We start from the raw sequence: 13,148 nt of genomic DNA, 5'->3' as shown, positions 1-13,148 counted from the left end.
GATTATATTCCGCCCACCTCAATTTTGCTTCGCATCGTCAGCTCTTCCTGCGGCCCCAAATCCCGAAATCCGGTCACATCCTTCGGAAGGTTGAGGTTCGGTGCATTCGTCATCCAAGTATATGGCTCTATACAAAGCAGGTCATCCTGATCAGATGTACCGTTAAACACAACCCAGTGCTTAAAATGACCGTCGCATTGGTAGCGGACGCGAATGCCGGCGAGGCTGTCCGCAATGACGGCCGCGCTGTTTCCTTCCTGGTCTTGTTCAGCTGCCAATATATCGTCAAGCCTTTCTCCCGCTGCCATTTTTCCCGCTTTGAACTCCTCTGTCACCCGATACTCGCCTGTCGGCAGCATGCGGTCTGTCAGCGTCCATCGCTTTGAGGCAGGAAGAGTAAACAGACACCTTTCTTTATCTCCTGCTTCGTTTAAAGGATAGCGGAAAGATGTGTGGTACCCCAATCCGATCGGCATCGGGTCTTGACCGCGGTTGACAGCCGATGCATCGATTTTCAGATGCTGTCCTTCTAACGTGTAAGTGATGGTGATGGAAAACGAGTGCGGAAAGATCGCTTTAATATCGGGATGATCATCAGAGTCCAGCTTCGTCTGCACGATGATCCTCTCTTCTGTTGCCTCCACTTTTTCGACCGTCCATTTTTTATCGTAAAGAAATCCGTGCAGGTGGTTTTCGAGCGGCTTTTCATTGATCGGCAGCTCGTACGTTCTTCCCGCATATGTAAATCTTCCGTGGTCGATCCGGTTGGGAGGAAAAAGAACAGGAATTCCGAATAAAAACGGATTCGCGTTATATTCTTCCTTTGTTTCAGGCGTTTTCAACAATTTCAAACCGCTCGGCTTCCACTTCAGTGAAATTAAATTGCTTCCCCACCCGGGCACAAGTACAGCCTCTAAATCATCATTTTCCAACCAGATCGCTTCCTCATCTAAAAACCGGCTTTTCTGAACAGTGTAAGACATTCGCATTTCCCCCTATTTTGGCTAAAGGATCAGTGAAACGTGTATCAAGTACATGCCTATCTCCAATCTATTATATCTTAAAAAAGTCAGCGCTTTCAAAAGAGAATGGGCGAACCTTTGAAAAATGTTTGAAATATTTTAATTTAAGTATATAATCTATTTTTCTGTTATAATACGTTTATGCACAAAAGCATCAAAGTATTAAAGAGAGATATTTCTTCTAATGAGGTGTGTGACTTGTCAAACGAAAAACGTCTATCGTTTTCCATATCGGCTCTATTGTTTTTAGCCATATTGTTCATTATTTTCACCTGCTTATTCATATTTAAAGCAGAAGCGCACATACCGCTGTTGATTTGCGTTGGTTTTTTAGCTGCGGTCGGCGCGGTGAAAGGCCATTCCTGGAAAGACCTTGAAAGCGGCATTGTCTCAGGCATCCGGAATGGTGTTCAGCCGATTATCGTCCTTTGTTTAATCGGCATCTTAATCGGAGTCTGGGAGTACAGCGGCGCGATTCCGACGGTAACGGTTTACGCGTTGAATCTGATTGAACCGCAGCACCTGCTGCTCACCGCACTTTTCAGCTGTCTTGTGATCAGTTCATTGGTCGGCTCCAGCTTTACGACGGTCAGCACGATCGGCGTCGCCCTCATCGGCGTGGCCGCGGCGGCCGGCGTTCCACTGACATGGGCGGCGGGAGCTGTGATTTGCGGCGCCTGTTTCGGTGACAAAATGTCTCCGATGTCTGACACGACTAATTTTGCCGCAGGAGTCGGAGAGCTTCCCATTTTCAAGCATATTAGACATATGGCGGGAACGACGATCCCCGCTCTTTTGATCACGATTTTGCTTTTCTTTTTCATGGGCCGTTCTTTAACGGCGGCACCAGCTTCTACCGAAAACATTCAAGCGATCATAAACGGAATAGAAGGTTCAGTCAACATTAGCGTCTGGGCGCTTCTGTCGCCTCTTCTTGTGATTGTACTTGCTGTCAGACGAACGCCCGTCATTCCGTCGCTTGCAGCGGGGATCGTTTCCGCCGGAATTCTTGCCGCGTTGATACAGCCTGACGCCAGCATTTCATCGTTTTTGTCAGCGATGCAGAATGGTCCTGTTTTCTCAGCCGACACTGAAGCCGTTGAGAAAATTTTAAACCGCGGCGGCCTTCAATCGATGATGGGCTCTGTTTCCCTGATTATCATCGCATTCGCGCTCGGCGGTCTCATGGAAAAGATCGGCCTGATTACAAGCCTGCTTGAAGGTGTGATCAAGGGCATTCATACGAAAGGCCGGCTTGTGTTCTCAACCGTTTCATCAAGCATCGGCATGAACCTGGCGACAGGCGAACAGTATTTATCGATCTTGATTCCCGGACAGTCCTTTAAAAAGCTGTATGACAAGCTCGGAATCGACCGGAAACATTTGTCGAGATCGCTTGAAGACGGAGGGACATTGATCAATCCGATGATTCCTTGGGGAGTCAGCGGCGCGTTCATGTCCAGCGCGCTCGGCGTTCCCGTTATTGAATATTTGCCGTTTGTGTTTTTCCTATATTTATCGCCGCTCTTTTCAATTTTGTTCGGTTTCCGCAAGTAAAAAAACGCCGTTTCCCCTTGGAAGCGGCGTTTTTCTTTTGTTAAACCGGTTTGGCGGTCTCGGACAAAATGCTGTTTTGCAAAGCGGTCTGCACATTTTTGGTGAGCGGTCCGGGCGCTCCGGAGCCGATTGTTTGCCCGTCAATCGATGTGACCGGAATGACTTCGGCTGTCGTTGACGTGATGAACACTTCATCCGCATTCAGCAATTCATCCTTTGTCACCGCTTTTTCTTCATAGTTCAAGCCGTGTTGCTCACACAGCTGAAGCACTTTCATCCGCGTGATGCCGTTTAAGATGAGCGTTGTCACAGGATGGGTGTAGATAACGTTTTTCTTGACGACGTAAACATTTGAGGACGTCCCTTCCGTCACCAACCCGTCGCGAATTAAGATCGCTTCGAATGAAGAAGCTTCATGCGCTTTTTGCTTGATCATTACATTGTACAACAGATTTAAACTCTTAATGTCGCATCTCAGCCAGCGCATGTCGTCCGCAGTAATAGCTGAAACGCCGTTTTGCTGTTCTTTTTCAGGCTTTTGAATAGGAAATGTATAAGCCGTCACCTGAGGCGTAAGCCCTGCCCCGTATTGGTGCTTTCTCGGGGCTTTTCCCCTTGTCACTTGAAGATACAGCCCGCCGTCCCGCATTTGATTGATGTCGACGAGCTCTTTCAGCTGGCTTTTCAGCTCGGCTTCTGAAAAAGACAAGTCGATTCCGATTTCGGCTGCGCTTTTATATAAGCGGGCAATGTGTTCATCAAGCGTGAACAAGATTCCATTGTAAATGCGGATGACTTCATAGACGCCGTCTCCAAATTGGTAGCCTCTGTCTTCAATATCAACCGCACACTCGCTCCGTTCCATCAGCCGGCCGTTAAAAAGAACTTTCATTTCTCCATCCCCTTGTTTTTTGTTGACTTCTGAATTTTCTCCATTCCATTCTAACACGACCCTGCCCTTCAAAATAGTGCAATATTTCCAAAAACTTTTCTCCGCCTTCATGATCAAAAAAACAGCATTCCCCATCGTTCAGCATTTTCTATTAAAATTTGATATATTTTTCCCTTCATCCTGTATTCATCTTCTTTCCAATCCTGTATACTTAAACATTGTGATCCATTATTTTATGAGACTAGCATTCTATAATGGCATTGGAACGAGAAAAATGATACGGAGAGAGTGACATGCGCCAAGTATCAAAAAAAACTGCCCCATCTGTAGCTTATCTGTTGACGAAAGCAGCGTGCTTTTTTGTTTTGTGTCTGATTCTCCTGTACGTATGGGACCTTTCACAGTCCTCTGCCGCCGCTGAGAAAAAAGAGCTTACGGTGTCGGAAAACAGCCAAATGAGGCATGAAGGAGACAGCGTTCCGCTCAAAAAAGCAACGCAAGGCGAACTTCTCGATCACTTGAGCACAAAACAGCAGATCGAAAAGCGCAAGCAGGAAAAAGAGAAGCAAAAAGCTGCCGCGGAAAAAAAGCAAGAAAAATTGAAGGAAAAAACGGTTTATTTGACGTTTGACGATGGGCCTTCAGCCGTAAGCCAAAGGCTGCTGCAAATTTTATCCGAACATGACGCTAAAGCGACGTTCTTCATGCTCGAACCGAACATGAAGCTTCACAAAAAAGCCGTTCTCAATATGAAGCAGCAGGGCCATGCACTTGGACTTCACGGAGTGACCCATGACCAAAAGCAATTTTATAAAGGCGCCAATTCTCCTCAGCTGGAAATGAAGCAGGCTCAAAAAACGCTGAAGTCTATCACCGGGGTTGAAACCCATTTAATCAGAACGCCTTACGGGAGCAAACCTTCGCTGACCGAAGCGCAGAAAAAAGTGCTGAAAAAGAACGGATTTGTTTATTGGGACTGGAATATTGACAGCATGGACTGGAAATACAGAAGCCAAAAATTCGTTCCGGAAGTCATGAACCAGCTGAATACGCTGGAAAAGCGGCAGACAAAACAGCCGATCGTGATCCTGATGCACGATATTCCTTCAACGGTTCAATCGTTGCCGTTATTGCTGACAAATTTAAAAAACATGGGGTATTCATTTGCAACGCTTGATGAATCGATGACACCCGTTCATGAATAACACCCCATGCCTGATCCCCTGCTGAAGGGGATTTTTTTTATTTCCTCCCGCAAGTGTGATTATCTGACACACTTGTTGCCAAACAAACCGTTTTCTGATTATGATGCAGTTATCTTTATATCATGGGGTGAATAAATGAAAATTGAAGAGCTGCATTCGACTGCCGAATATACCAATCAATTGGCCGAGCTTCTCATCCGGGTCGTCGATGACGGGGCATCGATCGGCTTTCTGCCCCCGCTTGATGAGCAGCTGGCGGAGGCTTATTGGAAAACAGCCGTCACACCGGATTCGGTGTTATGGATTGCCAAACAAAACGGCCGGATCGCAGGAAGTGTTCAATTGCACTTATGCACAAAACAAAACGGCCGCCACAGAGCGGAAATCTGCAAGTTAATGACAGATCCCGCCTTCAGGCGGCAGGGCGTCGCCAGATCATTAATGGAAAAAGCGATCGACAGGGCGAAACAGGAAGGCAGATCTCTTCTCGTGCTAGATACAAGGGAAAAAGACCCGTCCAACCTTCTTTACGCTTCGCTCGGCTTTGCCGAAGCCGGCCGCATTCCCGCATACGCGGAATCTGCAGACGGCAGCTTCGATACATCCGTTTTTTATTATAAAAAATTGTGATGAAGCTCAGAAAAAGGCGCTCCGGTCTGGAGCGCCTTTTTAACAGTTAAGCTTCCGAACAAACTCGGCGATTTTTTGATGGATGACAATATCAAATAAATGATCGTAAGGTGTCTTATCGAGATTGATCATCGCTTTCTTCAAGCCTGGGATCAAGTGCGCTTCTTCAGGAACAAACCTGACAGGCGCCACTTCAAGTGAAGTGCCGATCACCAAAAGCAGGTCGGATTCGTTGAGGACTTCAAAAAGCGTGTCAAAATGCTGAACGGCATCGCCGAACAGCACGACATCCGTTTTTAATATGAATCCGCATTCTCTCCCCTTGCCATTGACGCGATGGCATCTTGGCACTTCTTCTTGAAGAATGTGGTCAAGACCATAGCGCGCCCCGCATTTTGGGCATGCGGCTGTTTGGATCGAACCGTGCAGTTCATATACATGCCGGCTTCCCGCTTTAAAATGCAGTCCGTCGATATTTTGCGTGAATACCTTGACATCCTTACCGCTTTTCTCGAGATCGGCTAAATAAAGGTGCCCGTCATTCGGCTGATAAGTTCCGGTCATTTTCATTTGAAAAAGCTCTTTAAACTTCGGCCAAAACAATTTTGGATATCGTTCGTAATAATCACGACTCATCGCTTCCATTCTCGACAGATCTTCCGTCCATATGCCGCCGGCTGAACGAAAATCGGGAATACCTGATTCCGTGCTCATACCGGCGCCTGTCAAAACGGTAATGCGCTCGGCATTTTCGATCATCTCCACAAATCTCAGGGCTTTTTCCTCCATTTGGCTTGTCTCCCTTCCAAAAGCGTTACCTAAGCATCTCCTTGCTGATCTTTCATTTTCTTCAACTCAAAGAGGCTGTGACCCGGAGAAACAAAATCAACCTGCTCCTCTTTCATAATATCAAGAATGCGGTAGTTGACATCCTGTCTGACGTCCAAGTTTTCGGCCCAGACCGTCGTATTGGTATAGTAGTTGAAGAAGATGCTTAAATGCGTATCCTTCAGGACGTCAAAATTGACCATAATGACATCCGGGTTGACCCCTTCGTGCGACTTGAGCATTTCTTTGAAACGCTCCACACATCGTTCGACTTTCTCGCGCGGGGTGGATGGATCGATTTCGAGCGTAAAGGTGACCTGACGCTTTCGCATTTTCGTCCAGTTCATGATCGCTTCGTTAGCCAGCACCGAGTTGGGGACGGTCACGAGAGCTTCTCCGGCTGTGCGGACTTTCGTGCTTCTGAACGATATATCTTCAACAGATCCGGTGACGATATTTGTTTCAATCCAATCGCCGATTGTAAAGGGCTTCTCCATAATAATGACAATTCCGCCGAAAAAGTTGCCGACAGTGTCTTTTGCCGCAAGAGCAAAAGCGAAGCCGCCGAGCCCGAGTCCGGCAACAAATCCGTTGACATCATAATTGAACTCTCCGGCGATGACGCTGATTCCGAGCGCTACAATGATAAAGCGGAGAATCTTGGACAAAAAAGGCGCAAGAATATCATCCATATCAAGCTCAAGCCGCTTATTGATTTTATCGAATAAAACCGACGAAGCCGCCGTTAAGTTGTATAGGCCGCTTACAATAACCAAAATCACGGACACTCTGTACAGTTTATGAACGATCGCCATATGCCCATCAAAAAACGGGGAATATATGATGGCCAGATAAATACCGAGTATCGCAAAAAACCACCGGGCCGGCTTTTCAAACGCCAGCACCACCTGATTGAAAAAGTCTGTTTTCGTCTTATTCGTCAATTTCAGTATTAAGTTGAACAAGTACTTCGTAAATATTTTTCGAAACGCGAAAAATAAAAGAAGGATACCGATGCTGATTCCGATATCGACAGCGAAATCCATTGTCATATACTTTTCGAACATTGCTTTCTCTCCCTTATTTCACTCATCAAGCTTTAATTATACTAAAACGAGAAAAAAATTTCTCACTTTATTGTGCACCAAAAATAACCGTCGACACGCATAAAAGGCTGCCGAACACTTCGGCAGCCTGATGATCATCATATTTTATTGTTCCAGAGACAACGTGATTCGGGCCAACACCGCTATTTCTTCTTCTGAGACTGTGTTTGATCAAGGAGAGTCGCTTTAAACATTTCAGCATCGGTTTCGATCTTAATCCGTTCTTCCACTTTAATTCTCCCTTTACCCATCATCTCGCCTCCTTTTGTCCATTATAAAATATCAGAATCTTTAGTAAATGATCCTTTTGTACCATTTTGCCGAAATTTGTCGCTTGTCTCTTCTCCCTGCCCTTTGTCCGCTTCAGTCAAATGATTTACTTGCATCGTCAAAATCGGGTATCCTTGTGATGGAAAGATTTTATCAAGAGGAGCTGACATGCTTGCATATTATCGCACATCGCGGAGCCTCGGCTTACGCCCCTGAAAATACGTTTGCCGCTTTTGAAAAAGCGGTGGAGCTCGGGGCTGATTTTATCGAACTCGATGTACAGCTGACAAGAGACGGCAGACTTGCCGTCATCCACGATGACAAAGTTGACAGAACGACAAACGGTACCGGGTTCGTTCGCGAGTATACGATGAATGAGCTCGAAAAGCTTGATGCGGGAAGCTGGTTCAGCCCGGAATTTCAGGGCGAAAAAATCCCTTCACTTGAAGCTGTTCTAGGGAAATATCACAACAAGACGGGCCTTCTCATCGAAATCAAGTCGTCCAAAACCCAGCCCGGAATCGAAAAAGCGGCCGGACAACTGATCAGCCGGTTCGGCCATTCGATGAACGCGATTGTCCAGTCGTTTGACGCAGGCGCCATGAGGGCGCTTCATCACATGTATCCTTCGATTCCGACCGCTGTTTTGATCAGGCCGCGATTCGGAATGCTGCCGCGCGCCCGGCTGCGGCAAATCGCGGAGTTTGCCCGGTACGTCAGCCTGAAAGCTACGATGGTCAGCCCTTTTCTGATCAAATCGATTCACAGCTGTGATTTGAAGGCGCTGGCCTGGACGGTCAACGGGGAGAAAACGGGACGCCGCCTGAAAAGCTGGAAAATCGACGGGATCATTACCGACTACCCGGATTATTTTTGAGAAAGAAGGAAGAGTATGAAATCATCTGTTGCCGTTTTTATCGGAGGAGCCCTCGGCTCGCTGCTGCGCTACTTCGTCAATCTGCATGGCGGCACCGCCGGTTTTCCTTGGCCGACTTTTATTGAAAATGCGTCTGGAAGCCTTCTCCTCGGCCTTTTGACAGGTTTTTTTGCGGCTCGGGCAAAAAAGCCGCTCGTCCAGTTATGTTTAGGAACGGGGGTTTGCGGAGGATATACGACAATGTCCGCTTTTTCTAAAGAGACCGTATTTTTGCTGCAATCGGCCGCTCCGCACATCGGGGTTCTGTACTTGATCGTGTCGCTTGCCTGTGGGGTGTGCTTCGCATTGTTGGGCATCATGATCGGCAAAAGGATGAGCGGAGCGTCAGGGAAAGAAAAGGAGCGGTATCAATCATGATGGCAGTTGGATTTATGATCGCCGGAGGATTCGGCTCCGTTTTAAGATTTTGGCTCGGCAATATGCTCATGGCGATGTTTCCGCGCCCGCGCTTTCCTGTCAGCGTGATGGTGGTCAATATTGTCGGCTCATTCGCCCTCGGCATATTCGTCAGCCTCGGCATTGACAATCAAACGGTCTCTATCGTGGTCGGAACTGGATTTTTCGGAGGGTTCACAACATTTTCCACATTCAGTGTCGAAGCGGTTCAGCTTTTGGCTACAAAACGTGTAAAGGATTCAGCGGTTTACATGCTGCTTACAATGGCATGCTCACTCGGGGGGTTCTGGGCCGGCAGCATGCTGATTTTGTGAAGATGATGAAACAATGATGCTTGTTCGGCTATGAACAGGTGCTTGCACATGTACTTCCGGTTGTCATTTTTCTTGCGCCCGCCGTCGCAAAAGCTGTGCCCTGATTTGGATGGCATTGTTCAGAAAGGAACACCACGGACAACTAAAAAAAATACAAACACATTAAAGAATCCATTTTGAATGCTTCAAAATGGATTCTTCCCTTTTTATCCTTTTTCAATGGCCGCTGTTTGAAAGCTGTCCCAATTCGCAGAAATAACGTTCAAAACATCGTCTTTTTCTTGGTAAGCTCCAATTTGTCCCCCGTCCATCGTCACTTTATACAGGGGAAACTCATTGTGTGTCAGACCGAGGCAGAGTGCGATGCCGGCTGCATGTCCCCGCGCCGTCTGTTCGATCCAAGCGGCGCTTTTCATTTTTGCCGAATCTTCGGGATGATCGATAAAGCCGTTCTCCGTCAATATGGCGTGCATCGCTGTTTCCCGGAGAACATGAAAGTTCGCCTTCTTCATTCCCCTGTCCCTGAGTCCGTTCTGTTTAATCACTTCGCCGTGAATGATCCGTTGATAAAGAGCAGTAACTGATTCATCGGTCAAGCCGCTGTAGATATAATCTTCATACCCGTACGCCGTACCGTCAAAAGCGTTTGTATGAATGGAGACAAATAAATCGGCCCCCCACGAATTGGCATCATCTGTGCGCTCCTGAAGTGTGACCGTTTTGTCTGTTGTTCTGCTCAGCCTCGTCTCTGCGTTATCATACTCTTTTAATAGAATGTCATTCATTTTGAGAGCAATCGCAAGCGTCACGTCCTTTTCTTGCAAACCGTTTCCCGATGCTCCTGGATCACTTCCGCCGTGTCCCGGATCCAAATAAATCTTCATGTTCAATCTCCTCCTTTGATAATGGTTTCAAGACGTTTTTTGAGCCGGAGTAAAATCCAACTGATGACAAGCCAAGCCATGTTCCGATCATCATATCTTCCTTCCAGTCCCCTGCGGTAAACAAGAGAGAAATCGAGATGCCGAAGACAATTGCACAGATGGGGAGAAATCGTTTCTGAATGCCGACAAGCTTTACCGTATGCACCAATCCCGTAATCAGCGGAACGAGCGCAATTTCAGAAAAATCCATGTTCTTCCTCTCCTTTCCTGAAGCGTTTGTCTCAAAAAATGACCGGCATTACATGTGTCAAACCTCCCCGCTGTTTAAAGCTTGTCTTTATCATAAAAGAAAAGCTGCCCTCTCCCGTGTCATCATCGCGTCAAGAACCTGAAAAAAAACTGAAGCGGCGCAGAAAAGAAGGGCTTGTTTGAGACAAGCCCTCGCATCCGTTAAATATTCGTGATCGCCGCCAAGCTGACAAGCAGCTTGTCCAGCAGCGATTTCTTCATTAAAAACAGCGTTTTTTCGCTGTAGCCGATTTCCATCGCGCATTTTCCCATGCTCCAATTATGAATATACCGGCATTCCACCAACTTCCGCTCGAGCTCATCCAATTCGGAGACAGCCGTTTCCATCGAATCAAGCAAAAATTGATAGAGCCTTTTTTCTGCGTCGATCTGATATTCAGCGTTTCTTTCTTTGACGGTGAGCCCGTTCTTTTGCTCCTTCTCCATCCTCCTTTCTAAATTGAGCACGGCGGCTTTGTAATTTTTCCAATTCCGCAAATGAAATTCGATCCGCTTAATATACGTTTTCCTCTCTTCCTCCGAAATGATTTCGTACCACAGCAAATCAATCACCTCTCAAACAGAACGTTTGTTCCCATTATATACGAACGAAAGTTCCTGTTCAAATGACTTTTTTCTTAAAATCAAAAATCACCTTGAGCTATTTTTCGCTCAAGGTGACTTCGTTAACGACGACCGGATTTGCCGGTGCCAGCTCTACATGTTCTGTTGTTTGTTCCCGCTTAACTTCGACGTGCTTAATCAGACGCCCTTCCATTTCGAGAACCGTTATCGTGTAAGAGCCGATATGCACCGCCTGGCCTTCCGCAATATCTATGTTTTCTTTCAGCACAAGTCCGCCGACTGTTTCGACTTCCTCTTCCTCGAGATCGTCTTCAAACAGCTCATTGACCTGATCGATTCTCACTTTGCCGTCCATGATGTATTCATGATCGGAGACTTTTTCGATAAGCGGTTTTTCGTCTTCATCGAATTCGTCCCTGATTTCCCCGACGATTTCTTCAAGAATATCCTCGGCCGTCACAAGACCAGATGTCCCGCCGTACTCATCCGTTAAGATCGCCATGTGAATCCGCTCCCGCTGCATTTTGATCAGCAGCTTTTGAACAGGCACGGTTTCAATGACTTCAATAACCGGACGGACATAGGCTTCAAGGGACAATCGCTTTTTCTCAGCCTCTGACATCATGAGCATATCCGTAAACAGCTGTTTCGTATTGATCATGCCGATGACATGATCCTTATCGCCTTTATAGACAGGCCAGCGCGTATACTTTTCCTGCAGCATGACCGAAATGGCCTCATCGATCGGCATATCCACCGGGACGGAGGCGATTTCAGTGCGCGGCACCATAATTTCTTTGGCGATCCGATTGTCGAATTCAAAGATTTTATTAACGTATCTATATTCAGACGGATTAATTTCTCCGCTTTTGTAGCTTTCTGATAACAGGATTCGCAGCTCTTCCTCCGAATGGGATTCATCCTTTTCCGAAGCAGGCTTCAAACCGAATAACCCGGTCAGCACTCTGGCTGAGGCATTCAGCGTCCAAATGAACGGGAACATCACAACATTGAAAAAGTGCAGAGGTCCCGCCAGCCACAGTGTCATCTGTTCGGCTTTTTGAATCGCGATGGTTTTTGGGGCAAGTTCTCCAACCACGACGTTCAGGAATGTAATCACTAAAAATGCAATGGCAACTGAAAGAGCGTGCGATACAGCGCCAGAAACATGCAAGCTTTCAAAGACCGGATGCAGCACCTTTTTAACCGTCGGCTCCCCCATCCAGCCGAGTCCGAGTGCTGTAATCGTAATGCCGAGCTGGCAAGCTGAAAGGTATTCATCCAAATCCGACACCACTTGTTTTGCGCGAACCGCCTTTTTGTTTCCTTCAGCAATCAGCTGATCAATGCGGGAGCTTCTGACTCTGACAATCGCAAATTCCGATGCCACGAAAAAAGCGGTTAATGCAATCAGAATCCCGATGATTATCAGACTAACAATATCGTCCATTTAACCTTATCCTTCACAAAGGACAAGGAGTCACCTCCTGATGAATTCAAATTCCCTTAATAAGGCTGATGTGCGTTCTGTAAAAATGACTATGCAGAGGGCCCCATCTAACCACCTCCAAGCCAAATATATACTATTATCTTACTTTATTAAAAAAGAGTCAGTCAAATGTCTAAACTTTAAATCTAACAATATTTTCTCGAATATTTAGATAAATAAAGGTTTTCGCATCAATTTTACGCCTTTTTTTGATCAATTAACTTGTATAAACAGCTTCTAATATATTAAAATGTTTTATAACTATAACGTGATGGTTGAGGAGGGATGCAGATGGGGCAGAGAAATATCGCATTGGCGAATTAGCAGCTGCTGCAGGCGTAACAAAACGGACTGTCGATTATTATACGAATCTCGGGCTGTTAACGCCTGACAGATCATGTTCAAACTACCGTTATTACGATGAAGCCGCTCTCAAACGGCTGAAGTTTATTATGGACTGCAAGCAGCAGAGATTGGCCCTGTCCGACATTAAAGTAAGGCTGGAAAACCAGTTTCCCTCTTCAACTGTGAATGATGATGAAATTGGAAGCCTGACAACGGAAATTGATCATGTCAATGACAATATTTCCGTGCTCATAAACAGATTGAAACGGCTGAATCCCGATGAACGGAAGATTCTGAAAAGCCGGCTTTCTCCTGAAAAAATGACGGTCATCCAGTCCTTTTTACTGCTGCTTTAGTTAATCTTTTACTAAACAGGAGGTGTTACCTTCATTCTCACGCT

16 protein-coding genes are annotated in these 13,148 nt (G+C 46.4%); 7 read left to right on the top strand and 9 right to left on the bottom strand.

Features of this window, described 5'->3' with window-relative positions; translation table 11 throughout:
• Positions 1-2: 2 nt before the first annotated feature.
• Positions 3-983, bottom strand: coding sequence for an aldose 1-epimerase (locus MHB72_RS05485; protein WP_043054255.1), 981 nt, complete (start codon positions 981-983; stop codon positions 3-5).
• Positions 984-1,220: 237 nt separating this feature from the next.
• Between MHB72_RS05485 and nhaC the strand changes: the two genes are divergently transcribed.
• Positions 1,221-2,579 carry a Na+/H+ antiporter NhaC gene (gene nhaC / locus MHB72_RS05480; RefSeq protein ID WP_216920942.1) on the top strand — a complete coding sequence of 453 codons (1,359 nt, stop codon included), beginning with the start codon at positions 1,221-1,223 and terminating at the stop codon, positions 2,577-2,579.
• Between the two features lie 40 nt (positions 2,580-2,619).
• Here the strand turns inward: nhaC and dat are convergent, their stop codons facing one another.
• A complete protein-coding gene (gene dat, locus MHB72_RS05475) occupies positions 2,620-3,471 on the bottom strand; it encodes a D-amino-acid transaminase (protein WP_128822871.1) in 852 nt (283 codons plus the stop codon).
• Positions 3,472-3,764: 293 nt separating this feature from the next.
• On the opposite strand from dat, the gene MHB72_RS05470 reads away from it, so the two are divergent.
• Together MHB72_RS05470 and MHB72_RS05465 are read left to right on the top strand one after the other, a co-directional pair.
• Positions 3,765-4,676, top strand: coding sequence for a polysaccharide deacetylase family protein (locus tag MHB72_RS05470; RefSeq protein ID WP_023856532.1), 912 nt, complete (start codon positions 3,765-3,767; stop codon positions 4,674-4,676).
• A 135-nt stretch (positions 4,677-4,811) separates the two neighbouring features.
• Positions 4,812-5,306: a GNAT family N-acetyltransferase gene (locus tag MHB72_RS05465; RefSeq protein ID WP_025811792.1), complete on the top strand. Its 495-nt coding sequence runs from the start codon at positions 4,812-4,814 to the stop codon at positions 5,304-5,306.
• Positions 5,307-5,345: 39 nt separating this feature from the next.
• Here MHB72_RS05465 and MHB72_RS05460 read toward each other — a convergent pair whose 3' ends face one another.
• From MHB72_RS05460 to MHB72_RS05450, 3 genes are all read right to left on the bottom strand, one after another.
• The gene (locus MHB72_RS05460) at positions 5,346-6,095 is read right to left on the bottom strand and encodes an NAD-dependent protein deacylase (RefSeq protein WP_216920940.1); all 750 of its coding nucleotides are present in this window, start codon (positions 6,093-6,095) and stop codon (positions 5,346-5,348) included.
• A gap of 29 nt (positions 6,096-6,124) precedes the next feature.
• Positions 6,125-7,201 (bottom strand): mechanosensitive ion channel family protein, encoded by a 1,077-nt coding sequence (locus MHB72_RS05455; RefSeq protein WP_023856529.1) that lies wholly within the window; start codon positions 7,199-7,201, stop codon positions 6,125-6,127.
• A 182-nt stretch (positions 7,202-7,383) separates the two neighbouring features.
• Complete coding sequence (locus MHB72_RS05450) at positions 7,384-7,491, bottom strand: YhdX family protein (protein ID WP_003180159.1); 108 nt, start codon at positions 7,489-7,491, stop codon at positions 7,384-7,386.
• A 191-nt stretch (positions 7,492-7,682) separates the two neighbouring features.
• Between MHB72_RS05450 and MHB72_RS05445 the strand changes: the two genes are divergently transcribed.
• The 3 genes from MHB72_RS05445 to crcB are packed head-to-tail and all read left to right on the top strand — an operon-like array spanning position 7,683 to position 9,157.
• Positions 7,683-8,387, top strand: coding sequence for a glycerophosphodiester phosphodiesterase (locus MHB72_RS05445; RefSeq protein ID WP_254122200.1), 705 nt, complete (start codon positions 7,683-7,685; stop codon positions 8,385-8,387).
• Between the two features lie 15 nt (positions 8,388-8,402).
• Positions 8,403-8,804 (top strand): fluoride efflux transporter FluC, encoded by a 402-nt coding sequence (locus MHB72_RS05440; protein WP_216920936.1) that lies wholly within the window; start codon positions 8,403-8,405, stop codon positions 8,802-8,804.
• On the top strand, positions 8,801-9,157 hold the full coding sequence (gene crcB / locus MHB72_RS05435; RefSeq protein ID WP_340901827.1) for a fluoride efflux transporter CrcB: 357 nt from the start codon (positions 8,801-8,803) through the stop codon (positions 9,155-9,157). The genes MHB72_RS05440 and crcB overlap by 4 nt, the downstream gene beginning before the upstream one ends.
• Positions 9,158-9,363: 206 nt before the next feature.
• On the opposite strand, the gene MHB72_RS05430 is transcribed toward crcB, so the two are convergent.
• The 4 genes from MHB72_RS05430 to MHB72_RS05415 form a co-directional block, all read right to left on the bottom strand.
• A complete protein-coding gene (locus MHB72_RS05430) occupies positions 9,364-10,041 on the bottom strand; it encodes an N-acetylmuramoyl-L-alanine amidase family protein (protein WP_009328972.1) in 678 nt (225 codons plus the stop codon).
• Positions 10,004-10,291 carry a hypothetical protein gene (locus tag MHB72_RS05425; RefSeq protein ID WP_003180149.1) on the bottom strand — a complete coding sequence of 96 codons (288 nt, stop codon included), beginning with the start codon at positions 10,289-10,291 and terminating at the stop codon, positions 10,004-10,006. Before MHB72_RS05425 ends, MHB72_RS05430 begins: the two co-directional genes overlap by 38 nt.
• A gap of 200 nt (positions 10,292-10,491) precedes the next feature.
• On the bottom strand, positions 10,492-10,893 hold the full coding sequence (locus MHB72_RS05420; RefSeq protein WP_003180147.1) for a hypothetical protein: 402 nt from the start codon (positions 10,891-10,893) through the stop codon (positions 10,492-10,494).
• A gap of 97 nt (positions 10,894-10,990) precedes the next feature.
• Positions 10,991-12,364: a hemolysin family protein gene (locus MHB72_RS05415; RefSeq protein WP_003180145.1), complete on the bottom strand. Its 1,374-nt coding sequence runs from the start codon at positions 12,362-12,364 to the stop codon at positions 10,991-10,993.
• Between the two features lie 314 nt (positions 12,365-12,678).
• Here MHB72_RS05415 and MHB72_RS05410 point away from each other — a divergent pair, with 314 nt between their 5' ends.
• Complete coding sequence (locus MHB72_RS05410; RefSeq protein WP_020450745.1) at positions 12,679-13,104, top strand: MerR family transcriptional regulator; 426 nt, start codon at positions 12,679-12,681, stop codon at positions 13,102-13,104.
• Positions 13,105-13,148 lie beyond the last annotated feature (44 nt).

It is taken from the genome of Bacillus sp. FSL K6-1284, assembly GCF_038002625.1.
In the GTDB taxonomy this organism is placed as follows: domain Bacteria; phylum Bacillota; class Bacilli; order Bacillales; family Bacillaceae; genus Bacillus; species Bacillus paralicheniformis.
This window is presented reverse-complemented; position numbering and strand designations above follow the sequence as displayed.

Coding starts and splice junctions, on each gene's coding strand:
- MHB72_RS05485 (WP_043054255.1), bottom strand. CDS start 983: ATGTCTTACACTGTTCAGAAAAGCCGGTTTTTAGATGAGGAAGCGATC.
- dat (WP_128822871.1), bottom strand. CDS start 3,471: ATGAAAGTTCTTTTTAACGGCCGGCTGATGGAACGGAGCGAGTGTGCG.
- MHB72_RS05470 (WP_023856532.1), top strand. CDS start 3,765: ATGCGCCAAGTATCAAAAAAAACTGCCCCATCTGTAGCTTATCTGTTG.
- MHB72_RS05465 (WP_025811792.1), top strand. CDS start 4,812: ATGAAAATTGAAGAGCTGCATTCGACTGCCGAATATACCAATCAATTG.
- MHB72_RS05460 (WP_216920940.1), bottom strand. CDS start 6,095: ATGGAGGAAAAAGCCCTGAGATTTGTGGAGATGATCGAAAATGCCGAG.
- MHB72_RS05455 (WP_023856529.1), bottom strand. CDS start 7,201: ATGTTCGAAAAGTATATGACAATGGATTTCGCTGTCGATATCGGAATC.
- MHB72_RS05450 (WP_003180159.1), bottom strand. CDS start 7,491: ATGGGTAAAGGGAGAATTAAAGTGGAAGAACGGATTAAGATCGAAACC.
- MHB72_RS05440 (WP_216920936.1), top strand. CDS start 8,403: ATGAAATCATCTGTTGCCGTTTTTATCGGAGGAGCCCTCGGCTCGCTG.
- crcB (WP_340901827.1), top strand. CDS start 8,801: ATGATGGCAGTTGGATTTATGATCGCCGGAGGATTCGGCTCCGTTTTA.
- MHB72_RS05430 (WP_009328972.1), bottom strand. CDS start 10,041: ATGAAGATTTATTTGGATCCGGGACACGGCGGAAGTGATCCAGGAGCA.
- MHB72_RS05425 (WP_003180149.1), bottom strand. CDS start 10,291: ATGGATTTTTCTGAAATTGCGCTCGTTCCGCTGATTACGGGATTGGTG.
- MHB72_RS05415 (WP_003180145.1), bottom strand. CDS start 12,364: ATGGACGATATTGTTAGTCTGATAATCATCGGGATTCTGATTGCATTA.